This is a genomic window from Shewanella sp. 125m-1 (assembly GCF_052977065.1).
In genome coordinates this window covers 1-23,063 of the sequence record NZ_JBRILT010000011.1, presented here as the reverse complement: position 1 = coordinate 23,063, position 23,063 = coordinate 1, and the positions used below count along the sequence as shown (strand labels likewise).

Annotated in this window: 18 protein-coding genes and 1 tRNA gene; 8 read left to right on the top strand and 11 right to left on the bottom strand. The window is 43.9% G+C overall.

Annotation, left to right across the window (positions count from 1 at the left end):
• The first annotated feature begins 261 nt into the window (after positions 1 to 261).
• A complete protein-coding gene (locus ACVBIK_RS07310) occupies positions 262 to 1,161 on the top strand; it encodes a LysR family transcriptional regulator (RefSeq protein WP_447164608.1) in 900 nt (299 codons plus the stop codon).
• A gap of 99 nt (positions 1,162 to 1,260) precedes the next feature.
• On the opposite strand, the gene ACVBIK_RS07305 is transcribed toward ACVBIK_RS07310, so the two are convergent.
• The 4 genes from ACVBIK_RS07305 to ACVBIK_RS07290 are packed head-to-tail and all read right to left on the bottom strand — an operon-like array spanning position 1,261 to position 6,240.
• Positions 1,261 to 2,094, bottom strand: a complete 834-nt coding sequence (locus ACVBIK_RS07305) for an Ig-like domain-containing protein (RefSeq protein WP_447169385.1) — start codon at positions 2,092 to 2,094, stop codon at positions 1,261 to 1,263.
• A 27-nt stretch (positions 2,095 to 2,121) separates the two neighbouring features.
• Entirely contained in the window at positions 2,122 to 3,201 is a 1,080-nt protein-coding gene (locus ACVBIK_RS07300) for a hypothetical protein (protein ID WP_447169384.1), read from the bottom strand.
• A 48-nt stretch (positions 3,202 to 3,249) separates the two neighbouring features.
• Positions 3,250 to 5,733, bottom strand: a complete 2,484-nt coding sequence (locus ACVBIK_RS07295) for a S8 family serine peptidase (RefSeq protein WP_447169414.1) — start codon at positions 5,731 to 5,733, stop codon at positions 3,250 to 3,252.
• A 30-nt stretch (positions 5,734 to 5,763) separates the two neighbouring features.
• Positions 5,764 to 6,240, bottom strand: coding sequence for a hypothetical protein (locus ACVBIK_RS07290; RefSeq protein ID WP_447169383.1), 477 nt, complete (start codon positions 6,238 to 6,240; stop codon positions 5,764 to 5,766).
• 441 nt (positions 6,241 to 6,681) lie between these two features.
• Between ACVBIK_RS07290 and ACVBIK_RS07285 the strand changes: the two genes are divergently transcribed.
• Complete coding sequence (locus ACVBIK_RS07285) at positions 6,682 to 7,584, top strand: LysR family transcriptional regulator (RefSeq protein ID WP_447160757.1); 903 nt, start codon at positions 6,682 to 6,684, stop codon at positions 7,582 to 7,584.
• A 128-nt stretch (positions 7,585 to 7,712) separates the two neighbouring features.
• Here ACVBIK_RS07285 and ACVBIK_RS07280 read toward each other — a convergent pair whose 3' ends face one another.
• The 4 genes from ACVBIK_RS07280 to ACVBIK_RS07265 form a co-directional block, all read right to left on the bottom strand.
• Positions 7,713 to 8,654 carry a DUF4097 family beta strand repeat-containing protein gene (locus tag ACVBIK_RS07280; RefSeq protein ID WP_447160758.1) on the bottom strand — a complete coding sequence of 314 codons (942 nt, stop codon included), beginning with the start codon at positions 8,652 to 8,654 and terminating at the stop codon, positions 7,713 to 7,715.
• The gene (locus ACVBIK_RS07275) at positions 8,651 to 9,190 is read right to left on the bottom strand and encodes a hypothetical protein (protein WP_447160759.1); all 540 of its coding nucleotides are present in this window, start codon (positions 9,188 to 9,190) and stop codon (positions 8,651 to 8,653) included. The genes ACVBIK_RS07280 and ACVBIK_RS07275 overlap by 4 nt, the downstream gene beginning before the upstream one ends.
• Positions 9,183 to 9,728 (bottom strand): RNA polymerase sigma factor, encoded by a 546-nt coding sequence (locus ACVBIK_RS07270; protein WP_447160772.1) that lies wholly within the window; start codon positions 9,726 to 9,728, stop codon positions 9,183 to 9,185. The genes ACVBIK_RS07275 and ACVBIK_RS07270 overlap by 8 nt, the downstream gene beginning before the upstream one ends.
• 335 nt (positions 9,729 to 10,063) lie before the next feature.
• Positions 10,064 to 11,011 (bottom strand): ornithine cyclodeaminase family protein, encoded by a 948-nt coding sequence (locus ACVBIK_RS07265; protein WP_447160760.1) that lies wholly within the window; start codon positions 11,009 to 11,011, stop codon positions 10,064 to 10,066.
• Between the two features lie 238 nt (positions 11,012 to 11,249).
• Between ACVBIK_RS07265 and ACVBIK_RS07260 the strand changes: the two genes are divergently transcribed.
• A complete protein-coding gene (locus tag ACVBIK_RS07260; RefSeq protein WP_447160761.1) occupies positions 11,250 to 13,112 on the top strand; it encodes a methyl-accepting chemotaxis protein in 1,863 nt (620 codons plus the stop codon).
• A 191-nt stretch (positions 13,113 to 13,303) separates the two neighbouring features.
• Here ACVBIK_RS07260 and ACVBIK_RS07255 read toward each other — a convergent pair.
• A tRNA-Phe gene (locus ACVBIK_RS07255) sits at positions 13,304 to 13,379 on the bottom strand.
• Between the two features lie 251 nt (positions 13,380 to 13,630).
• Between ACVBIK_RS07255 and ACVBIK_RS07250 the strand changes: the two genes are divergently transcribed.
• Positions 13,631 to 15,799: an efflux RND transporter permease subunit gene (locus tag ACVBIK_RS07250; protein ID WP_447169382.1), complete on the top strand. Its 2,169-nt coding sequence runs from the start codon at positions 13,631 to 13,633 to the stop codon at positions 15,797 to 15,799.
• A 123-nt stretch (positions 15,800 to 15,922) separates the two neighbouring features.
• On the opposite strand, the gene ACVBIK_RS07245 is transcribed toward ACVBIK_RS07250, so the two are convergent.
• Complete coding sequence (locus tag ACVBIK_RS07245) at positions 15,923 to 16,684, bottom strand: outer membrane protein assembly factor BamD (RefSeq protein ID WP_447160763.1); 762 nt, start codon at positions 16,682 to 16,684, stop codon at positions 15,923 to 15,925.
• Between the two features lie 122 nt (positions 16,685 to 16,806).
• Between ACVBIK_RS07245 and rluD the strand changes: the two genes are divergently transcribed.
• The 4 genes from rluD to ACVBIK_RS07225 all read left to right on the top strand — a co-directional run bounded on the left by rluD (position 16,807) and on the right by ACVBIK_RS07225 (position 21,923).
• Positions 16,807 to 17,781 (top strand): 23S rRNA pseudouridine(1911/1915/1917) synthase RluD, encoded by a 975-nt coding sequence (rluD, locus tag ACVBIK_RS07240; protein WP_447160764.1) that lies wholly within the window; start codon positions 16,807 to 16,809, stop codon positions 17,779 to 17,781.
• A complete protein-coding gene (gene pgeF, locus ACVBIK_RS07235; RefSeq protein ID WP_447160765.1) occupies positions 17,778 to 18,524 on the top strand; it encodes a peptidoglycan editing factor PgeF in 747 nt (248 codons plus the stop codon). The genes rluD and pgeF overlap by 4 nt, the downstream gene beginning before the upstream one ends.
• 217 nt (positions 18,525 to 18,741) lie before the next feature.
• Positions 18,742 to 21,315: an ATP-dependent chaperone ClpB gene (gene clpB / locus ACVBIK_RS07230; RefSeq protein ID WP_447164612.1), complete on the top strand. Its 2,574-nt coding sequence runs from the start codon at positions 18,742 to 18,744 to the stop codon at positions 21,313 to 21,315.
• Positions 21,316 to 21,596: 281 nt separating this feature from the next.
• Complete coding sequence (locus ACVBIK_RS07225) at positions 21,597 to 21,923, top strand: hypothetical protein (protein WP_447160767.1); 327 nt, start codon at positions 21,597 to 21,599, stop codon at positions 21,921 to 21,923.
• Between the two features lie 57 nt (positions 21,924 to 21,980).
• On the opposite strand, the gene ACVBIK_RS07220 is transcribed toward ACVBIK_RS07225, so the two are convergent.
• Entirely contained in the window at positions 21,981 to 22,484 is a 504-nt protein-coding gene (locus ACVBIK_RS07220; RefSeq protein WP_447160768.1) for a DUF4124 domain-containing protein, read from the bottom strand.
• Positions 22,485 to 23,063: the final 579 nt, after the last annotated feature.

Here is a 23,063-nt window from a genome sequence, read left to right as displayed (position 1 = left end):
GAAATTGTTAATGTCGCTGTGCGTTTTTAACTGCAGAATAGTGTTGCGGGCTAATGCGTTATGCGTATAAAGCGATACGTATTTTGTATGCAAATAGGTAGGGTGTTCACCTTTACCCTTTAATAACAGCTGGTTAACTTTTGTTGTAGATTGTGTGCATTGCATGCGGATGGATACAAGTTGTAACAGTGAGCTTCTTGTTCAAAATATTTAACAGTTGTATGTTGTGTTTCTGTTAAATTTGCTGACTTCGGATGAGTCATGATTGAATTTAGACATTTGAGAAATTTTACTGTACTGGCTAGAGAAGGAAATTATCAGAAGGCGGCGCAGAGATTAAACTTGGCACAGCCTTCATTGAGCCGAAGTATTCAGCGTTTAGAGGGGTTACTAGGGACAGAGCTTTTGAACCGTGGTCATCAAGCGATGTCGTTGACGGCATCGGGTGAGTTGGTGCTCAATCATAGTGAAAATATTATTCAAGGGGTCGACACGCTACGCAAGGAATTACAATACCTACAGGGTAAAAGCAGCGGACATCTTGCAATTGGGACTAGCCCGGTTCCAGCTAATACTATCCTTGGGCCTGCAATCGGGCGCTTTATCGATCGCCATCCTGATGTGCATATAGAGTTAGAAGAGGGCACGTGGCAGAATAATTTGGTCAAATTGCTACAGGGAAAATTATCTCTATTGGTTACCGATGTGAGGGGGGAGGAGATAGGTCATGAGGCGTTAGTACAAAGCTTTAACTTGCCCACTTATAATGCGGTGTTTTGTGCCAGAAAAGATCATCCCCTTTCTAAACGTGACATTTTGAGTTTAAATGATATTCGTCAATTCCCGATCGCCATTCCAAGAAACTTACCTGCTGGTGTCGTTGATATGTTCGGTGATCTCTTGTTTCAATATCGCAGTGACTTTGCAGGGCTTTTGCATTATGACGCTTTTTCGCCGATTAAAGCGGCGATGCAGCATTCGCAGATGTTAGCCCTTACTCCTCAGGTAGCCTTATTGGATGAAACGATGAGGAATGAGCTACATATCTTTAAGCCTGTCGATATGCCGAAGTTGGATGTCTGCTTTAGTGTGGTGATGTTGCGCAGTCAGGCTAGTGTAGCGGCTAAACGTTTCTTACAGTTGATGTTATCTAACTCTTAACTCACTTTAAGATGGGATAAAAAAGGCCCCTTATAATCAGGGGCCAAAGACAAGTGATGAAGAAAAGTAACGTTCTAACTTAGCGTTACGGTTCTTTAATTAAGTTAGCGAGTGACGTTTTTTACGGCTGCCAGCTAACAATCCAAGTAGCGTAAGCGCTAGGAAGCCCAGGCTACCCCCACTAGAATCTGACTCCGGTTGTTCATCCGGAGTTTCTTCTGCTGGTGGGGTTGGCTCTATACCATCAGAGTGCACCGTTAGCATAAAGCGGGTAGATGCTTGATCTGAGGGATATGCCATATCATGCACGGTAACGGTAACTTCTGTGGTGCCGTGCCAGTTAGCATCAGGTGTAATGGCAAATGTTTCACCAGTGATAGTCGCTGTAATATTCTCACCGCTGACCATCAAACCATTGACCGTACCTTTTACGTCGTTATACATAACGCTTAAGCCTTCAAGGGTGCTATTTTCTTCCATCTCCATATCTGGCATTGCAGCAACACTGATATTACTTGGTGCTAGCACGGTATGAGTAACAGACACTAACTCTGAATCAGCATATTGAGTCTGAACTGACACTGTGTTGTCACTGCCTATCGCGGAGGCTGATACACGGGCTGAGAACTTAAGCGAAAGTGCTGTTTGCTCTGGCCCCCGATAATCGGCGCAAACCACTGTACCTTCACTGACTTTTTCATCAACGTCGTTATAAGCAAAGCCGTCATTCAAGTAGCCGGAGAGTGGGCCAAATGGCGTACGCTCGCCCCAGAATCCATGCAGACCAATTGAACCTAAGTGAGCATTTGCTGATTTTAAAGTTTGATAAGCAAAGATCATCTCTGGTGTTTCCGGGTCAAAGCTTATTGAGTTAGCAATAATAGTTTGAATGTTAAACTTAGCATCAGGATCTGGGTTGGTGTTACCGACCAAGAAGCTGTTCCACTCTTCACCGCCATCCTACTGGAAGATATAGTGATCATTGGTTACCACACCATATACCACGTTGGTGTAGCGGAATGTTGCCCAATCAATCGAGCCTTGCGGCATCTTCACATCACCGCGCCATAGTGGTGCGATTACCGTGTCTGGGAAGGTTTGAAAGTTCTCATTGAATGGCTGGTTATAGTTCCAAAACTCTGGGTTAGCATCGAGTTGAATATAACCAAATGGCGAGATCCCAAGTACATTTTGTGTGAACTCCTGAGGATTGGCATACAGAGGTATATGAGGTAACCCATTCTCTTCCATCGGTATGTATAGCATCTGGTTAGATAGACCTGAAATACCTAAATCTTGATAGCCTTGCAAAGGTAGGTCATAGAAGGTTTCATCGTCACCGTAAGGCACCTTACAGGTCGCGTCATCTAAGTTGGTAGTAAACACATAGTGACGCTGCATATCGCTAGACGATGCCTGTGCAGCGTTGATGCTAATCGTATTGCCGCTCACTGTCAGGCCTTCATGATAGTCACCTACGCCGCCAACAACGATAGAGTCTTCGATTAACTGCATCCCTTCAGACAGTGCTGCATTTAATGTGAACGCACGCTCTGCCCCGAGTAAGTTAGGTGCTAAATCAACGATGAAATCAACTATATCACCAACCTTAGCCGCCGTTTGCGATGCAGTAATTTCAGTGTCTATCCCCTTATGTTGTAATTTAACAGCAAAATCCCCCAAGTTAGTTGGGTTGTAGTCATCACTGCCTAGCGCAACAACACCGTAGTAAGTGTCACCGTCGGTAGCGCCTGGCAGGTTGTAGTTAAGTTTTAATTGATAAGGAGTCAGACCATCGGTCGTCGCAGGGCCTTCAACCGTCATATTGGCATCATCGGAACCGCCAACAATACCTAGACTGAGAACAAATTCGTCAGCAAGGTTTTTAGGGTCTTCATAGTCATACTTCCAGTTGGCAGCAATTGCCCAGTAACGACCCGGGGTCGGGTTGTTAATGGCACAGAAGTCGCCGTTATCGGTAAATGAGTAACAGATAGCTTCATCTAACCATTGAATGTCACCATCTTCATTGATATCCATACCCAGATCGATAGAGGTATAAGCGTGTTTTGGTGCCGACAGGACTTCCTACACAATTCGCTGCGTACCGGCTGGTACATCGAAGAAATGAACTTTGGCGCCGCCATCGGCTTCTATCTCAGCAAGCGTTAAGCCAGTCGAGTAAGTTCTTGCATCTGCGCGAGGGAGTGCATAGGTAAATGTTTCCCCTTTGGTTAAACCAAATACTTTTGAGTTTAGCGACTGGATCTCTTCAGTGTTAAGCATTGGCGTTAAAGTATGCCCTTGCTCGCGGTGAATAATCCCGGACACTTCAGCTGGTAAGTTGTCGCCACTATAACGAACACCTACAGGTAGGTGCTGCATTGGTGTGCTGCTATTTGCTGGAGTCAGTTTGACTGAACCTGTTAGCTGCAGTCCTGACGAGTCGGCGCCAATCGCTTCGACCTCTAACACTTTTGCTTTTAAGCTAATGGCTTGAGACTCACCCGCTTTAAGAGTAAAGGTCTTTGGCGACACCTCTAGCTCTAGCATAGGTGCACCATCCATAGTTTCAGCTGTCGCATCAACGGTCCAAGTTCCTTCTTCTGTCGCTGTTACTGTGCGCATCCAACTACATGTACTGGCACAGTTATCTTGATAGAAGTAAGGCAGGTTCAAGGTGTGAATGTTACCGCCATTATTGGGGTTAGCTGCGCGGTAATTTTCAGCTGTTTCATTGAGCAATAAACCCGCATTATTAGCACGTGATACGTTGATCACGCCACTACCTGCATCACTGTATCCCGCTGGGACGGGGTCATAGGGCGAGCCATCGCGCGAGCGAGTGGCATTATCTAATGACGCTGTGGTCATCAATGCCGATTGAATCTGCGCTGGCGTCCAATCAGGATGCGCCTGAGTCAGTAGTGCCATAGCGCCTGCTACGTGAGGTGCTGCCATCGATGTACCGCTAATTGCTGCGTAATCCGCTGGCATACCTTGCGTGCTAAATGGCATCTCATCGGCCCAAGCTGCAAACACGTCAACACCTGGCGCAGCTAAGTTTGGTGACATCACATCGGGCGCTTCAAGATTGGGACCACGCGATGAGAAATCTGCAACGTAATCAGCAACTCGTTCATTGGCCACCACTTCAGAGGCCGTGATGGTTATGCTGTGATTGTCACCACCTTTAAGCCAATCTTCTAGACCAAAGTAACCGTTTTTGGAGTCACCATAGTAAGCGTTGTAATCAATATGAATACCTGGGATAGAGTAAGGATCATTGGCAGTGGTTTCTGAGTAACCCGAGTTCCACAGGATAAAGCCACCTGCGCCACCGGCCTCAACGTTAGTCGCTTTGGTTACGCGGGCAATATCACCACGCTTACACACAACAATTGGCGCGGTAGCAAATGGATTTCCATCAGGATCTACCGAGAAGAAGTCTGCAGGGAAGGGGTCGTTACACTTTTCATATTCACTGCCGTAAGCTTTGGCTTCAACAACGGGGCCTGTGTAAGCGCCAGTTAGCCCGCCACCGACAAGTTCATCAAGCGGCTTTTCTCCCCCAGTTGATGCAGTTAGCGTTTTACCTTCAACCGCTATTTCGCGGCCATGAGTCGTTGCTGCTACAGAGGTGATCCAAGGTGAGAAGTGGTCGATGGCGCCGCGTGCTTGACTGGCATGTTGCGGTGCATAAGAGTTACCGGCAGAAGCAGCAACCGAGATCCCAGCTTCACGTGCAGCCAAGAAACCCATCTCCATAGGGTCATCCCAAGGGAAAGTACCAAAAGGGCTACCAATTGAGTAGTTGATAACATCTACGCCATCAGCAACGGCATCTTCAATACCTGCTAACAGCGCAGAGCCAGGACAACCACCATAACCGTCACCATAGCTGCCGTCACCAGGGAAACAGACTTGATACATAATGATGTTGGCGCGTGGTGCAACACCAGACACTTTGTCAAATTTAAGGCCAGTTGGTATGCCATCACCAACTTCGCCCGTAATAGCGACCACATGCTCTACATTAAACAGCTCATTTCCCGCCGCAGTTGAAGCCGTGTGTGAACCATGACCATTATAATCCTCACCGTTTTGAGGGCGCTTAGGGTCGGTAATGTTCCAAGAGGGTTGCTCTGGCTGGAAAGCGGCATCCATATAACTGTCGGTGATGCTCTCATAGGAGCGAATACCGATAAGCTTATCGTTACACATGCTGGCAAATTCAACTTTTTCACAGTCACCTAGGTAACTGCTATAGCGATCTGGCATTGTATGGGTATAACCATCGCCTGCAACTGCCGCAAAAGAGGCGTGATCTGAATTGATACCGGTATCAAGTACCCCAACGACAATGCCTTCACCTTTGTATTTATCATCAGCTGCACTTCCAGTCCAGATGCCGTCGGCACCTATGTGTCCTGGACCATTATCAGTGTGTAACTCATACATTTTCTCAAGGCTAACATTACGAATACCTGGAAGGCTGGCAACGTTTGCAGCTTGCTCTTGAGTCATGCGTAGCGCCATACCATTAAACGCCAATGTGTATCGATTTTTTATATCAAGATTGGCCCCAACCCTTGCGGATATTTAGTTAAGCGCTTGATCTTGTTTATCAGTTAGGTATTGGCTGTATTGCTTAACTGAACTGCTTTTAGTATCGAGTTTGTTGTGGCCACGAGGGCTTAACATACTAGGGATGGTGTTAACCGTCGGGGATGTTGCCTCAAATTGCGCAACGCCACCACGGTAGAGAGAAACGGGTTTGTCGCTTAACTCTACGATATAAGTTTGTTCCCCTTGTAAACCTGCTTGGTGTTTAAACGGTACTTTGCTGTTTTGGTTTGTAGCGATTGCACGGTGAATATTTTGTGCGTTACTCGCGGGACGGTTTACGCTATTGCCGGCTCTACTGTTACCACTTCGGAGCTCTTCATTGTATTTAAGGATGGCATCTGTGATTTCGATACTACGTATATTGTTATCAGTGCCAGAAGCGGCCACTGTGCCTGCACTAGCGGCGTAGATTGCCGCGATAGTCATCAGACTTATTTTTTTTAGTTTCATTGTTCTGCCTTCTGGTTGTATTTGTGCAACTAGATTGTTAACTGTTTATTTCTTTGGTGGCCAATAGTCAGAGTGAATGCTGTTATAGCTGATGGGTATGCAAGTTTTTTTATGATTAAAAACGGACTGTGTATGTGGTTTTATCGTGTTGAAGTACGAGGGTAATTGAATTGAACGGATCTAATTTCATTTAGAAACCCTATAATTAATAGCAAGATGAACCGGAAATATTAACAGGGATACAATTGATACAAGTTGTTACATTGCCGCTATAGCGAACTTGTGTCGGGCCTTTATCTGGCATAGTTTGTAGGAGCTGAAGCAGAGGCCGGACAGGTTAATCAAGGGTTAACCTTCAACTGGTAGTATCAGTTTGTAGGCTGAAGTGTGACTTCGGCTTGAACTTATTTTGGATTGACCATTATTAATTGGATGAGGTTTATGGAGCTGCGGCATATAAAACATTTTGTGGCGTTGGCTGAATGCAAGAGCTTCAGTGTTGCAGCTGATAAGCTAGCCATAACTCAGCCATCATTGACACGCAGTATCCAGAAGATGGAGCAGAACCTTGGGGTGCAGCTGTTTACTCGAGACTCAAGGCATGTAAAGTTGACCTTTCATGGGGACTTGGTGCTAAAGCATAGCGATAAGATTTTAAATGGCGTCCATCTGCTCGAGTCTGATATAAAAATTAATAGTGGTAAATCAACAGGTAAATTGGTTGTTGGTGGTGGGACTCTTGCTTCAAGTAATATATTGAGTGAGATCCTCAGCGAGTTCTCAAGGTTCTCACCATCGATAAGTGTCGAGCTGCGTACCCGAGATGTGAGTGAACTTAATGACTTACTCTCAAGGGGGGAGCTGGATTTGTTTGTTGCTGAAACGAAAGTCACTGGTTTCGATAAGCGAGAAGACTTAAACATTATTAATTATTGTAGCTCTGTGGGGGTCTTTTGCTGTCGGCCCGACCATCCACTGGTGAGAGAGCAAAATTTATATACTCCCAGATTAAAAGACTTTCCTATCGCGTTGCCTAGAGCAACAACTCACGAGCTTGAAAGTTTGTTTGGCGACCTATTTGATAGCAGTCGACATGCATTTTCTGGCTTAGTAAGGTTCGAGCTTTTCCACTCAATAAGGCAATTGCTATATAACAGCGACATGATTAGTTTATTACCAAAAGTGATTATTGACGAAGAGTTAAGTGCTGGACGTTTGGTGTTATTAAACGTGAAAGACATGCCTTACATCAGTGTGGATTATGGTGCTGTGTATTTAAAATCTCGCGGGTTAACTCCAGCTGCAAAGGAATTTATTTCATTTATAGGAACCGCTGGAAGCTAGGGCGTTAAGCTCTTGAAGTGCATTAATTATCGCTAAAAATATAGGCTGTAAGTCATGACGCTTTACAGCCTGTATTTTGCCAGCCTATAAGAAGCAAGAGGCTGTATCAATGGTGGGGCTTACCGCTATTACTTCAGTAATTCAATTTTGCCACTAATCGTCGACACGCCGAGATCTGCACGGCCATCACCCGTTTGGAATTTTAGGTAGGATTGCGGCGAATACTTTTCTTTAGTGATCTTGTCGTCAGTTAATTTGTTGCTGATCTTGCCGCCGGGGCCGCCGTTGATATCGAAACTGATATTGGTGGTATCTAGGAGTGTAATACTCATATCACCACTGACGCTGCCAAGTTTAGCTCGACGGGTTAACGCTGTCAGCGATAAGTCTACATCGCCGCTAACGGTTTTGACATTCAATGAGTCGATATTACCCAGGGCTAAAGTGGCATCACCTGAGACCGTTTCTACTGAAACCTTGCTGGCCTTGGTGTCTGCGCTGAGCTCACCACTGACGAGTTGATAGTCTAGTGAGCCACTACTTTGGCTATCTTTGATATCTCCTGATACGGTTTTAAGCTGAGTCTCCCCCGTTAAATTACGTGTAAAAATATCGCCGGATATGGTTTGTAGCAGACTTTTTTCATGTAAGTCGTTAGCCTTGATATTGCCGCTGACAGAGCTTACCTCAAGCTTGCCAACTAAGGCATTTAGCGTGTAGTTCGCCGAGACGCTTTCGGCCTCAAGCACAAGTTGCTTTGGTAGTGTGATAACTAAATCAGAGCCGTCTTTATTCTTACCATTATATTGGCGCGGCATCTTATCTTCGATCGTGACACTATTACCTTTGATTGAGAATATGAAGCCTTCACTGAGTTCGTCTAAAGTGCCTTTTATTGAGATTTCATTTTTATCCCAAGACTTAAATGTGACGCTACCACGCTGTACTTTCACTTTTACAGCAGGATTTGCTTGAACAGCTTGTTGCTGTTCAATAGCTTCTCCTGCGATAGTCATATTCGTAAATAAAACAGCGCTAGCCATTAGCGTAGTGATGAGTGTTGGTTTCATATTAATGCTCCTTGAGGTAATGGGTTAACGGGTAGCGTTTGACCTTGCTGTAATAGCTCAATCTCTTTGTGTTGAGTCCACAGCCATAGCTGCCACAGTTCCTTATCATTAGGGGATTTTTGTAGTGTTTGGTAGATCTGTTCGGCTGCCTTTCTGAGCTGCTCTATGCCTTTATCTAGGGGGACGCCTAGCTCGGTTCCTTGCCAGTTAACTAGGTGCGGTTGCTGACTAAGCTGCTGCACTTGAAGCTGATGCTGCATCTGGATCTCGGCTAAGGTAAGCTGCAATGGTGAATCACTTGGCGAGGGCAGGCTATTTTGCTGCCAAACATTCATCCCCAACAGGCCTGTGAGTAGCACTATGCAGGCAATCGCGAGGCGTTGCCATTGCTCGCTTTGCTTAATGTGAGGCTGAGCCTGCTGAAAATCGGGTTTATCGAGTTGCTTTTCAATATCGCTCCAAAGGTCTCTTTGAGGGGCGAGTTCTTGAGGAGCCAGTTTGACTAATTGTGTGAGTGTTGTTTTAACGTTATTCATTGCGGCCTCCTTTCTCTAGCGGGTTTGGGTCTATAAGCAATTCAAGTAAATGTCGAGCCCTGTGGTATTGCGCCTTGCTTGTACCTGCTGCAATGCCCATTAGTTGGCCAACTTCTTCGTGCTTATAGCCTTCTAAGGCATGTAATACAAAAACGATCCGCGCTCGCTCTGGCAATTTGAGTAATAGTTTATCTAGGTCTTCATATTCATCACTGATGCTCTGCACATCGGTGTCACTACTGACAAATCGCGACCAAAATGAGCGATGTTTCTTAAGGCTAGATAGAGCCTGATTGACGCTGAGCGTGTGCAGCCAAGTTGTAAACTGACTTTCACCGCGAAACTGAGGCAGCTTTTGCCATAGTTTGACGAAACAATCCTGGGTGGCTTCCTCTGCTAACGACACTTGACCCGTGATCCTTAAGCAAAGTGCGTATACTCGCTGGTGGTGCAGTTGATAGAGCTGCTTAAAAGCGGACTTATCACCTAACTTTGCTTTATCTATAAGTTCAGATTCTAGAAGCGGCCTTGACGCCATGACCTGTATTTGTACCGTCACTCAACTTTCCTTGTGCGCTTACGTTACTAATAAGACATAGCCAACAGATAAAAAGGTTTAAATGCAATAGAAATTATTTTTTGCTGGTCGAGATGCAAAGATAAATCTTGTTTGTTATGGCTTGAGGCTAGCTATTTTTATGGATATAGCGGCTGGATTTAGCAAAAAAAGAGAAGCCAAGTATGCTTCTCTCAATATAGATAAACAGATAAACCGACATTGTGACGCGAGCTCAGCTTTTTTGAAGGCTAACTTAGATTTGAGAATGCTAACTTAGCACTTGGGACTGCGAGCTTTGATTTTAGAGTGCTAGCCTAGCTTAGTTTTGAGAAAACGAGCTGTGCGCCAACAAGATCTGCCAGTGCAGTACCTACGGTCTTAAACACCGTGATTTCTTCATTGCTAGTACGGCCTTTAACTTCTGCTGTGCAAAGCTGACCTAATTCGCCTTTTACATCGTCAAGGGAAAACACACCTTCTGCCACTGGGATCTGTAACTCTCCAGCCTCAGCAAATACATTGATTTTGGAATCAACAAACACCGACGATTTAGTGATTAATTGGGTATCACATTCGCGTCTATCGTGGTTGTGGTTACCGACAAAGTCAGTGTGTGTGCCAGATTGAACCCAATCACCGTTAAACAGTGGTGCTGGACTGCCGGTAGCACAGCTAATGACATCGGCCTCGCGTACACTTTTCTCTAAGTTAGAGCATAGAATGACTTCAATATCTTGGCGTTTGTTGCGGATAAGCTCAACCGTTTTGCGAGCCTTTTCTTCGCTGCGCCCCCAAATGGTAATTTGAGTGATCGGGCGCACGCTGGCATGAGCCAGTGCCATAAAAGAGGCTAAATTGCCTGTACCGCAAACCAGTAGTTTGCTGGAGTCTTCACGAGACAGATATCGGCTACCTAGTGCAGAGATTGCAGCGGTGCGCCAATAGGTGACGCTAGTGCCGTCTACTAATGCTTGAGGCTCACCGGTCTCTCGACTAAAGACCAATATTTTAGAGTAGAGACTAGCCAGTTTAGGGTCTTTTTGTGGGTTACCAGGAAAGTAAGTAAACGCTTTTACAGCGATAGCTTTGTCATTCCATGAAGGTAAGACTGCAAAAGCGTCACTATGGCTGGCTGACTCATCTAAGCTGAAAACTTGACGTTGCGGCATACCTGCGGGGCGAGAAAATGTCTCATCTAGGGCATTGATTAAATCTGGGAAATTAAGGGATTGATGAACTGACTCTGCATTGATGACTAACATGAAAATCTCCATTTAAGTATATTTTATACTATTTATAGGCTTTGCCTGAGTCAATGAACTTTTATGAGCTGAATTATATTTCAACTTAATAATTATATTGTTAGATATTATTTGCTGTTTTTAGGTGTTTTTGTAGCTAAATGTCCTACCTAATCAGCCGATAAAATAAAAGACAGCCTTAGGTAACTGCTATTTGATGTTTTCTAAGGGACTTAAGCTAATAAAAAAGAGATGTAACATGCTAATTCGATATAAATTAATGTTAAGTGCAGGCGTGTCTATCACTGCATTAGCGGCCATGTTTGGCCTTCAAGTTTATTTTAGCCAAGTGCAAACGGAATTAGCACAAGCTTCGCAGGATATTTCGGGGCTTAAAAATGAGATGTTAACACTACGCAAAGATGAAAAGGATTTTCTAGCAAGAAAGGATCTTAAGTACGTTGATCAGCATAAATCTGATAATCGTGATGCTCAAGCAACAGTGGTTAAGTTGACTAGTGTATTTGAAAAATACGCTATACCCGCTGCAAGTTTAACCCTTTTTAGCCAAGAACTTGCCCGCTATGAATCTGCCTTTAGCAATGTTGTGAGTCTCAATAAGCAGATAGGCTTAACGCCAAAAACAGGTTTATACGGCACGTTGCGAGGCGCTGTGCATCAGGTTGAAGGTTTAGTTGAGCAATATAATGAGCCTGAACTGATGGTGCAGATGCTGCAACTTAGGCGAGCCGAGAAAGATTTTATGCTAAGGCGTAGCGAAAGTTATGTGGGTAAATTTGATGATAACCTGCAGCAATTCCTCAATACTCTGAGCTTAGCCCAGCTTGATGAGCAAGCGAAGCAAAAGATAGCCCGCTATATCCAACAATATAGCACAGACTTCAATACGTTAGTGCAAAAAGAGCAGCAACTCGGTCTGACCATTTCTGAAGGTGAGCGTGGACAATTGCGCCAAGCTGTCGCCAATACCGATAGGGCGCTCAATCAGCTCGAATCTTTGGCGATGGATGTGATTAGCGATAAAAAAAGCTCGGCATTTATTGTCGGACTTTCAATTGCGGTGCTGATTGCTGTGGCTCTGGCATTTGCGACCTTGATGATTATTCGCAGTATTATTGAGCCAGTTAAGCGCATTACTGAGGTGATCACTTATATCGAAGAAAATAAAGACTTATCTATGCGCTGCGATGCGAGCAGTGACGATGAGCTTGGTCAAATCGCTAGGCACTTTAACAGTATGGTAGAAAGCTTCCAGCAGCTTATCCATCAAGTGACTCAGTCTGTTGATACTATGAATGACTCTTGCCAAGATTTAGCAAGCAATGTGGCGCGCGCTTCACAAGGTGCTGAGAACCAACTGAATGAAACCGATATGGTCGCAACGGCGATTACTGAGATGGGAGCCACCATTGATGAGATTGCTAAAAACACTGAACTTGCTGCTAATAAAGCCAGTATGACTCACGACAATGCTCAAACAGGGCAGGTTGGTGTGCAACACACAATCGAAAAGATAGAGTTATTGGCGCAGCAGATCAACGAGTCGACTGATGTGGTGACAGATCTTGAAAAAGACAGCGCAACTATCGGTAGCGTACTTGATGTCATTCGCGGCATTGCCGATCAAACCAATTTACTAGCATTAAACGCCGCGATTGAAGCTGCAAGAGCCGGTGAACAAGGACGTGGTTTTGCCGTGGTTGCCGATGAAGTGCGCAGTCTTGCGATGCGTACACAAGAATCAACAGAAGAGATCGCCGCGATCATACAAACCTTGCAGTCCCGCACTCACTCTATTGTGAGCTTGATGCACGCGAGTTGTGAGCAGGGCAATGCAAGCGCTGAACAAGCGGCCTCAGCTGGTAGTTTATTACAGCAAATCAACAGCGACGTAACCAATATCATGGATATGAGCACACAAATTGCGGCGGCAATTGAAGAGCAAAGCATGGTGGCTGCAGAGGTTAATCAAAATGTGGTGGTGATCCGCGATATCGCTCAGGAAACGGCAGAGGTGGCAACGCAAAACGCGAGTGCGACGGATGAGGTGCGTGAGCGTGCCGCGTATCTACGAGATGCGGTGAGTAAGTTCAAGGTATAAGGCTATGGCTTGAACATGATGATAGTAAGCCTCTAGTAACTACTCTAATTACTAGGCGTTTACTTTCATCGGTCTTGAATTTTAGGCATAAAAAAAACCTCGCTATGCGAGGTTTTAATGTAGCGATAATAGGTCTTAATATGCCTTGTCGCTGGTCTAGCTATTGTTGTTGCAACACCTAAACTAAATATTGGTGCCCGAACCCGGAATCGAACCAGGGACACGAGGATTTTCAATCCTCTGCTCTACCGACTGAGCTATTCGGGCAACGGGCGCTATTAAAAGGCTTTTACCGTTTTTAGTCAACCCATTTTTGAAAATAAGTGATTTTTATTGCTTGCCCGTTGAATAATTCGGCACTTAGCTTTAGAAGTAAGCAATAATCGTAAATGAATGGTTTATTGCTTAAATTGCTTAATAAGTTTGATGAAAATAGCTTTGCTGCTTTGAGTGAGCATACAAGGAAGTGACGCTTTTGAGATGCACACGACTTACAGCTATATAGAGGGAGAGTTTGATTGGGTTATCAAACGCAGATCATCTGGAATATTCAGCGACATCCAATCGTCATGTTTATCGCGATGGCGGTTTTATTGCTTCTTTCTGTGTTGGGGGCTAATCGCCTCAATCTCGATGTGGATTTTAATGACTACTTCGCGCCGTCAGATCCGCGATTTGTGGCATTCAATAACATGATGGCTAAATTTGAACGTCATGATCAACTTTGGCTGTTGTTAGAAACGCCGCAAGATTGGCGAGATAAAAAGCCACAGGCGCAATTAGCTTTGTTTCTGGATAAGCTTGATGCCAACCAAGATATCGCCAGTATCCAAGGCTATAACCAGTTTATTGATGGCACAGCCAAACAGGATAAAATTTTAGCTTATAAAGCTCACCCTCGGCTGTCCTCTGTGCTGTCTACTGATGGTCACGCGCTACTGTTAAAGTTGCAATTAACTAGTCTCAGAGCGCCTGAGTTCACTACACAGAGTTTGTGGTTAGACGATGTACTGCAAAGAGTCACTAACGATAGTCGCCATTATTGGCAACCCTTAGGGGTTAACTTTTATCTTAATGGTACTCACGCACTTAACTGGCAATATGCTCAAGTATTAAGTCATGATTTGAGCTGGTTTGCCCCAGCCTTGTTAGGCATTATCTTGTTGATGGCGGTGCTGTTTATACAGCAAAAGTCGTGGATTTTTGCGCTTATTGTTAATACTGGGGTCACATTAATATTAACCGTGGGGTTAGCGGCTTGGTTAAAACTGACGCTTGCGGCGATTACCGCTTTTGTGCCAGTGATTATAGTGACACTCGCTTTAGCTTATGCATCTCATTTGTACTTTGGTTGGCAAACCCAGATGAGCCTAGGAAAAACAAATCAGCAGGCTTTACGTTATACGGTTGAGGTTAATCAAGCGCCACTGTTTTACTCTAGCATGACGACCATCTTTGGCTTTAGCTTATTACTACTGAGCCCATCACCGCCAATCCAAAGTTTTGGCTTACTGGTTGGGTTTGCTGTGCTGTGTAATTATATTCTCAGTCTAACAAGTCTGATTTTTTTCGCTAAATATGCGGGCGCACCCAAAAGCAAACTGCTTAATTTCAATAAGGTGCTGGTGTTAGCGAAGCTCAACACTAAACAGCCGCTAGCGGTGATGCTCGGTATCGTCATTTTGAGTGCAATGGCTCTTGTTAGCGTATCGAAGCTGAGCTTAAATGATGATCCCTTAAGTTACTTTGAGCCAAGCACCCCTTTTATTGTTTCAAGTCAGAAAATGGCGCAATACTTTTCGGGGATAAATCTGCAGCATTATGTTGTCAGTGGCGTAGAGCGAAAACAGATAAATAAGACTGAGATCAGCTTTATCTATAAATTCAGCCGTTTTTTAAAACTGCAGCCACAAGTGATTAAGGTGCAGCATATCGGTGACTGGATAAAAAGTGCTGGGCTTGGGCAGAGTCAGTTTAAGCAGATCTTGGCCAGAAATAGCGTGGCACAACTGGGCTTGGCAAGTGAGTTGTCGGTTGATAAACAATCGAGCTTAATGACGCTATATTTACAACCTATGACAGCCATGGAGCTTATTGCTTTTGAGCAACGGGTCGATACCTGGTTAGCCGAAAATGCAATCGGTGTTGGTGTCAGTCCACCACTTGGGAGTAATTTGTTGTTTGCTCATCTTAGTGTCGATAATGCCAATAGTATGCTTGTCTCTTTTGCTGTCGCTTTAATTGGCTTGGCGATATTATTGAGTGTATTAAAGCGATCGTTAATTTTTGGTTTTATGGGCTTACTGCTTAACTTTTTACCTTTGTTGTGGGTATTTGCCCTATGGCAAATGAATGGTGGTTTTATCAGTTTAGGTACCGCATTGGTATTAGGAATGATGCTTGGGATCATCGTTGATGACACCTTACATTTGATGCTAAAGCTGCCTGATAGGGGAGAGATCACCACTGTTTCTATATGGGATAGTTTATCTAAGGTCTTGCCTGTTATTAGTTTTACCACCTTGACCATTACGCTCGGCTTTTCAATCGGCCTATTATCAGACTTTACGCCTATCTCTCAGTTAAGCTTGCTGTCTTGTCTCGTGGTGCTCTTTGCCTGGGGTTTTGACGTATTAATGTTACCGGTACTTTATCGGCGCTGGCTATTGAGAAAAGCTGAACACTAGTTGCTTGAAATGACAAATTTTCGTTACGGGGCTTTATTTTTCGGTACTAGTCAAATTTTGAACAAAAAAATAAGACCTCAAAAAGAGGTCTTATTTATTGTCAAATATGCATGTTAAACTGGTTTAGTTAGTGACTAACTTATTGTTAGGGAAATTAGCCTTCATCACCATGAGTGCATGATCTTTAAGCTTTTCTTGTCCAAGTTCACCATAGGCAGTAGACATGATTTCTAATGCTTTTTCAGCTGATGGGGTACCTGGATAAGTCTCCAAAACTGACTGTGCACGTACTGCAGCTGCACTCCATGCATTCATTTTTATGTAGTATTCAGCTACCTTGATCGAGTAAAGTGCCAGTCTATTTTTTAGATGCTGCATGCGTTTTTGTGCATCTGCTGCATACTTACTGTTTGGATATGACTTAATCAGTCTATCGAAATCTTTAAATGCATCTTGTGCGGCTTTAGGGTCGCGGTCAGAACGGTCGATATTTAGCATATCGTGAAACATGTATCGATCAGACTGCATATTGACTAGGCCACGCATGTAGTAAACATAATCAATATCTTTATGTGTTGGGTTTAAGCGAATAAAGCGATCGATATTCGCAATGCCTGACGCTGGATCGTCAAGTTTGTAATAAGCATAAATGAGGTCAAGCTGTACTTGAGTCTTGTGTGGACCGAATGGAAAACGCGAATCCAAGGCTTCTAGAGAACGCACAGCTTTGCTGTAATTACCTAGTTCCATCGAGGTTCTTGCTTGAGAATAAAGCATTTCCGGTGAACTTTTTGTCATCTGAGGGTCTTCGCCCTGTTTACTACTACAGGCCGTAGCTGCAAGCGTGATAAGGACTACAGCGACACTTTTGGCAATTTTATGCATACTTGAATTCGATTCTTTTAAAGTTATTGTTAAGAATTTTTCCATTTCACGATAAAATAGAAACAATCCGATTGTAACAGATAGTAAACATTTTTGGACCCAGAAAAGTGGGTACGGTTCATATGACACAAGAGATTAATCTAAAAAGCGAGATAACAGCAACACAAACCGGACAAAGATTAGACCAGACTTTGGCTGATTTGTTCCCTGACTACTCGCGTACACGTATCAAAGAATGGATTTTATCAGGTTCAGTCTTTATTGATGGCGAAGTTTCTGACAAGCCTAGAGTTAAAGTGCTAGAAGGTCAGGAAGTTACGGTTGCTGCCACGTTAGAAGAAGAAACGAAAGCTAAAGCTGAAGCTATTGATTTAGATATCATCTATGAAGATGACCATATTCTAGTTATCAATAAGCAGGCTGGCTTAGTGGTTCATCCTGGCGCAGGTAATCAAGATGGTACTTTAATGAATGCCCTGCTGCATCATTGCCCTGGTATCGAATTAGTGCCGCGTGCAGGTATTGTGCATCGTTTGGATAAAGACACCACAGGTTTGATGGTGGTGGCCAAAACGGTTGAAGCGCAAACACACTTGGTTTCTGCACTGCAGGCCCGTGAGATCACGCGTGAGTATGAAGCGATTGTGACAGGTACGATTATTGCCGGCGGCACTGTCGATGAACCAATCGATCGTCACCCGACTAAGCGTACCCATATGGCAGTTGTTCATAACGGTAAGCCTGCGATGACTCATTATCGCGTGGCGGAAAAGTTCAGAGCGCATACTCGCCTAAGATTACGTTTGGAATCTGGCCGTACGCACCAAATCCGTGTCCATATGGCACATATTGGTCATGTTTTGGTTGGTGATCCTGTTTACGCGGGTCGTCCACGTCCACCAAAAGGGGCTGCACCAGACTTTTTCGAGACTTACATGGGCTTTAAGCGTCAAGCACTGCACGCAGTTAGACTTGAGCTAGCACATCCATTTACTTGTGAAATCATGAGCTGGCAAGCACCTATCCCAGAAGATATGGTGAAGCTGACCAGAGCGTTACGTAAAGATACTGAAGAAAATCCTTTAGTTTATTCATGATAAGCAAAATAGAAAATCAAGCTTGGTTTATCCCATCTGGGGTGAGCCTGGCTTTTTCTACTAAAGAAGGTGGCGCTAGTTTGCCACCTTATGCCAGCCTGAACCTAGGGCTGCATGTTGGTGATGATCCTAACAAGGTCCTGGCCAATAGATCGCTCATTGTTGAGCAGCTAAATCTTCCCGCAAAGCCTGCCTGGCTAGAACAAACCCACAGTATTGACGTTGTCGATGCTGACAATACCCAAGTTCATCATGCCGATGCGAGTTATAGCGATAACACCGAGCAAGTTTGTGTTGTGATGACCGCCGATTGCTTACCGATATTATTGTGTGATGAGAATGGCACCGAAGTCGCCGCTGTTCATGCTGGCTGGCGCGGTTTGTGTGATGGAATTATTGAAGCTACTGTCGAAAAATTTAATCATCAACCTAATGAACTGGTTGCCTATTTAGGGCCTGCCATTGGGCCTACAGCTTTTGAAGTGGGCGCTGAAGTTAAAGCACAATTTGAAACTAAGCATCCGCAATCGAGTCAATTCTTTACTTGTCATATCAACCCGCAAGGGGAGCAAAAATATATGGCAGATATTCAAGGGTTAGCCAGCTTTAGGCTTTCACTCTTAGGTGTTGGGCGTATTTTTAAAGATCAACGCTGCACAGTTTCTGATGTAAAAAGCTTTTTCTCCTATCGTCGTGATGGCATTACGGGCCGCATGGCATCATTTATTTGGCTTAATCGCTAAATCAAACTTGATTTTGTTTAAATAGTCCCCATCTTTTAAGTAACAGATATTCTGCTCAATTGCGGAGTACCCCCTTTTTCTTGTGTGAATTTTAGTGCGAATGAATATGTACCATTGAATTGGAATGTATTAGTACGTCCAATTCAATGTCTCGAAACAGAAACGCAATGTTCATTGCCTTTTATTTACCCAATTTTTATGAGTTATCGGAGGATTTATGCGACTCGATCGTATGACTAATAAATTCCAGATGGCGATCTCAGATGCTCAATCATTAGCACTCGGTCGAGATCATCAATTTATCGAACCATCACATTTGATGATGGCATTACTAAATCAAGATGGAGGGTCAATTCACCCTCTACTTACGCAAGCAGGGATCCAGGTGAGTACCCTGCGATCTTTATTGAGTAAGGATTTAGAGCAACGACCACAAGTTGAAGGCACTGGCGGCGACGTACAGTTATCGCAGGCATTAGTTCGTTTATTGAACCTTTGCGATAAATTGGCGCAGAAACGCAAAGACAAGTTTATCTCTAGTGAGCTATTTGTATTAGCTGCGCTAGAGGGCAACGATGCGCTAGCGCAAGCCCTGAAACAATCTGGTGCGACAAAAGAGTTAATGGAAGCGACAATCACTCAGATCCGTAATGGCCAAAATGTCGATGATCCTAACGCTGAAGATCAACGTCAAGCATTGAAGAAATTCACTGTTGATTTAACAGAGCGTGCCGAGCAGGGAAAATTAGATCCTGTAATAGGGCGTGACGATGAAATTCGTCGTACCATCCAGGTGCTGCAACGTCGTAGTAAGAATAACCCGGTACTTATTGGTGAACCGGGCGTAGGTAAAACGGCGATTGTTGAAGGGCTTGCTCAGCGGATCATTAATAATGAGGTGCCTGAAGGCATCAAAAATAAGCGTGTATTATCACTCGATATGGGCGCATTAGTGGCGGGGGCTAAATACCGTGGTGAATTTGAGGAACGTTTAAAAGCGGTACTTAATGAGTTATCTCAAGAAGAAGGACAAGTGATCCTCTTTATTGATGAGCTGCACACTATGGTTGGCGCTGGTAAATCTGATGGTGCGATGGATGCGGGTAATATGCTCAAACCTGCATTGGCTCGTGGTGACTTACATTGTGTTGGTGCAACGACGTTAGATGAGTACAGGCAATATATTGAAAAAGATGCCGCACTTGAGCGCCGTTTCCAAAAAGTATTGGTAGATGAGCCGAGTGTTGAAGACACCATCGCTATTTTGCGTGGTTTAAAAGAACGTTATGAATTGCATCATCATGTCGAAATCACCGATCCGGCAATTGTTGCGGCGGCGAGTATGTCGCACCGTTACATTTCAGATCGTAAGCTACCCGATAAAGCAATCGATCTGATTGACGAGGCCGCATCAAGCATTCGTATTCAGATTGACTCTAAGCCCGAATCATTAGATAGGCTTGAACGTCGTGCTATTCAGTTAAAACTTGAAGAGCAAGCACTAAGTAAAGAAGCTGATGAGGCGAGTTTACGTCGTCTAGAAGTGCTACGTGCGGAGCTGAAAGAGGTTGAAGCGAAAGCGTCGGAGTTAAATGAAATTTGGCGTACTGAAAAAGCGGCATTAGCAGGAACTCAGCATATTAAGGCTGATCTTGAGCAAGCGCGAATGGACTTAGAGGTTGCAAGACGTGCGGGTGACTTAACTCGTATGTCTGAGCTGCAGTACGGACGTATTCCAGAACTCGAAAAGCAGTTGGACTTAGCGGCGCAAGCTGAAATGCAGGATATGACCTTGCTACGTAATAAGGTCACAGACGTTGAGATCGCCGAAGTGCTGTCAAAGGCGACCGGTATTCCAGTGTCTAAGATGCTTGAAGGTGAACGGGATAAGTTGCTTAAGATGGAAGATGCGCTACATGAGCGTGTGATTGGCCAAAATGAAGCGGTAAATTCAGTCGCGAATGCGATTCGTCGAAGCCGCGCCGGCCTTGCCGATCCCGATCGTCCAATAGGTTCATTCCTATTTTTAGGTCCAACCGGTGTGGGTAAAACAGAGCTATGTAAGTCATTAGCAAAGTTTTTATTCGATACTGAGTCAGCTTTGGTTCGAATCGACATGTCTGAGTTTATGGAGAAGCACTCAGTGTCGCGTTTAGTTGGTGCACCTCCTGGGTATGTGGGTTATGAAGAGGGTGGCTACTTAACAGAAGCCGTCAGACGTAAGCCATACTCAGTTATTTTGCTAGATGAGGTCGAAAAAGCGCACCCTGATGTATTTAATATTTTATTACAGGTATTAGATGATGGTCGTTTGACTGATGGACAAGGGCGCACGGTAGATTTTAGAAATACCGTAGTGATCATGACCTCAAACTTAGGTTCTGATCTGATCCAGATGGGCTTCGGTACGCAAACTTATGACGAAATGAAATCTGATGTTATGCAAGTTGTCATGCAAAACTTTAGACCAGAGTTTTTGAATCGAATTGATGAAGCGGTAGTGTTCCATCCATTAGATGAGCAAAATATTGCTCATATTGCATCGATTCAAATCGAAGGTCTAAAAAAACGTCTAGCAGATAAAGACTATGGGCTTGAGATGACCGATGAAGCCTTGGCCTTGATTGCCAGAGCAGGATTTGATCCCGTTTACGGTGCAAGACCGCTTAAGCGTGCCTTACAGCAAGAAGTGGAAAATCCACTGGCACAACAAATCCTCAGTGGAAAGCTATTGCCCGGTAAGGATATTAAGGTTTCAGTCGAAGGCGACGCATTAGTCTTTAAGCAGTAGTCGGATTAGTATTAGCGACTGTACTATCAATGGTAGCGTAAAAGGCTTCAACATAAGTTGAAGCCTTTTTTGTTTGAAAAACTTTCAACAAACCCTGTTAAGTTGTGATTGTTAATGTATATTTGAACTGTGAAGGCTGTTTTTTGAGCTAAACATATTTGTTTTCAATATCTAACTTAGCCGAATTGGTAATATTTGAGTAATACATAATACTCAGGGTTAATGTTGAACCATGCATTTTGAATTTTTTGTCTTTCGATATGGACACGGAGCTGAGCATTATGAAAAAACAATTAGCCGTTATTACATTAATTTCGTTAAGTGTGATTGGCTGTTCTTCAAATTCGATTAATGAAAAAGAGTCGGTGTCAGGGCCTTATATTGGTGAAGGAAATAAAGCGTATGAAAGTCTTTATCATTATGGGTATTACCGAGGCTGTAAAAATGCTTATGTTACTGAGCGCCAGCAGACCGAGCTCTATGACTCTATAAAGAAAGACAAAGCATTGGATGGCTTACAACAATTTGATGACGGTTGGACTGCAGGGCAAGAAGCTTGTGCTGATGGGATTCCACGCTCAATGTATAATCTACAAGCTAAAAAGTAGCTGTAGATACTGAAACTGAAAACAGACTCAATCGAGTCTGTTTTGGTTTAAACGGTACTACTTTGTACAAAAAAGCTTAACTCGTTCACGCTGCTCTGTAATCGAAGCCAGCCTTTGCTCTTCGGTCATCGCGATAACATCACCTGTTTCTTTGTTCTTTTTATTTAGCTTTGAATGAGTTGTTAGCACATTAAGACTGTGTTGAGCATTTTTACAGATTAACTTGGCTTGCTTTTGGTCTGCTTGGTTGATAGCGGCTGCTTTTCTCTCTATATCTGATGGTCCACTGCCTTGTGCGACTTTAACTAAAGGCGCAACCGTACCAATGTGTTTAGGTTTAATGTCTTCACTATATAGCTTATCTGTTTCAGTCGGTGATTGAGCTTGCTCAGGTGGCTGCTGACTATAATGGGTGACACCATTATCATCGACCCAAGTGTAAATGACACTGGCCTGCACGTTGGCACCTGATAAAGTAAGCGCAATGGAGGTGCCCGTAAGTACAATAGCCAAAGTTGAAGGAGTGAGTATAGAAAGAAGCGCTTTTGTTGTTCTAATCATTTTCTATCCCTAGTAAAAATGAACTAAGTTAAATACAGTCTGTAACAATGCAATATGCTAGCTTGAATATATAATTAATACCAACATATGTCTGAGGTCGTGTAGCTCCTAAAAGAATCACCAAAATTAGATGCTCTATCATGGTGGCTAGAGAAACTTAGCAAAACTGGCCTCTTAGTTGGTTATCGCTGCTACACATCGGTCTAACTTCGATACTAATATTCGAGGTTAACATCCGAAACTAACCTTAGTTTGGCCTGAATTATCGACAAAGTGCGGGCTTTATACTCGTTTAGTTAAGTTGTTTCATTTTTATTGTACTTTTTATCAATAAGGCCCTTGCGCTACTCCGAGATATCCCTATAATGCGCATCCACTGACACGGCACAGCAGGCCAACTAGACTAACGCTTGAGATTAGAAATAGTCGTAAACGCTAGATAGAATGGGACTTGCAGCGGTATCGGTTAGCTCTTTTTATAAAGGGTTAGAGTTAAAACTCTTAGGAGATTTGATTCAGGTGACAAACGCTTTAAGAGCTTCGAATGATGGTTGTTAACACGAGAGTGTATAAGAAATC

Coding starts and splice junctions, on each gene's coding strand:
- ACVBIK_RS07310 (WP_447164608.1), top strand. CDS start 262: ATGATTGAATTTAGACATTTGAGAAATTTTACTGTACTGGCTAGAGAA.
- ACVBIK_RS07300 (WP_447169384.1), bottom strand. CDS start 3,201: ATGGATATCAATGAAGATGGTGACATTCAATGGTTAGATGAAGCTATC.
- ACVBIK_RS07290 (WP_447169383.1), bottom strand. CDS start 6,240: ATGAAACTAAAAAAAATAAGTCTGATGACTATCGCGGCAATCTACGCC.
- ACVBIK_RS07285 (WP_447160757.1), top strand. CDS start 6,682: ATGGAGCTGCGGCATATAAAACATTTTGTGGCGTTGGCTGAATGCAAG.
- ACVBIK_RS07280 (WP_447160758.1), bottom strand. CDS start 8,654: ATGAAACCAACACTCATCACTACGCTAATGGCTAGCGCTGTTTTATTT.
- ACVBIK_RS07275 (WP_447160759.1), bottom strand. CDS start 9,190: ATGAATAACGTTAAAACAACACTCACACAATTAGTCAAACTGGCTCCT.
- ACVBIK_RS07270 (WP_447160772.1), bottom strand. CDS start 9,728: ATGGCGTCAAGGCCGCTTCTAGAATCTGAACTTATAGATAAAGCAAAG.
- ACVBIK_RS07265 (WP_447160760.1), bottom strand. CDS start 11,011: ATGTTAGTCATCAATGCAGAGTCAGTTCATCAATCCCTTAATTTCCCA.
- ACVBIK_RS07260 (WP_447160761.1), top strand. CDS start 11,250: ATGCTAATTCGATATAAATTAATGTTAAGTGCAGGCGTGTCTATCACT.
- ACVBIK_RS07245 (WP_447160763.1), bottom strand. CDS start 16,684: ATGCATAAAATTGCCAAAAGTGTCGCTGTAGTCCTTATCACGCTTGCA.
- rluD (WP_447160764.1), top strand. CDS start 16,807: ATGACACAAGAGATTAATCTAAAAAGCGAGATAACAGCAACACAAACC.
- pgeF (WP_447160765.1), top strand. CDS start 17,778: ATGATAAGCAAAATAGAAAATCAAGCTTGGTTTATCCCATCTGGGGTG.
- clpB (WP_447164612.1), top strand. CDS start 18,742: ATGCGACTCGATCGTATGACTAATAAATTCCAGATGGCGATCTCAGAT.
- ACVBIK_RS07225 (WP_447160767.1), top strand. CDS start 21,597: ATGAAAAAACAATTAGCCGTTATTACATTAATTTCGTTAAGTGTGATT.
- ACVBIK_RS07220 (WP_447160768.1), bottom strand. CDS start 22,484: ATGATTAGAACAACAAAAGCGCTTCTTTCTATACTCACTCCTTCAACT.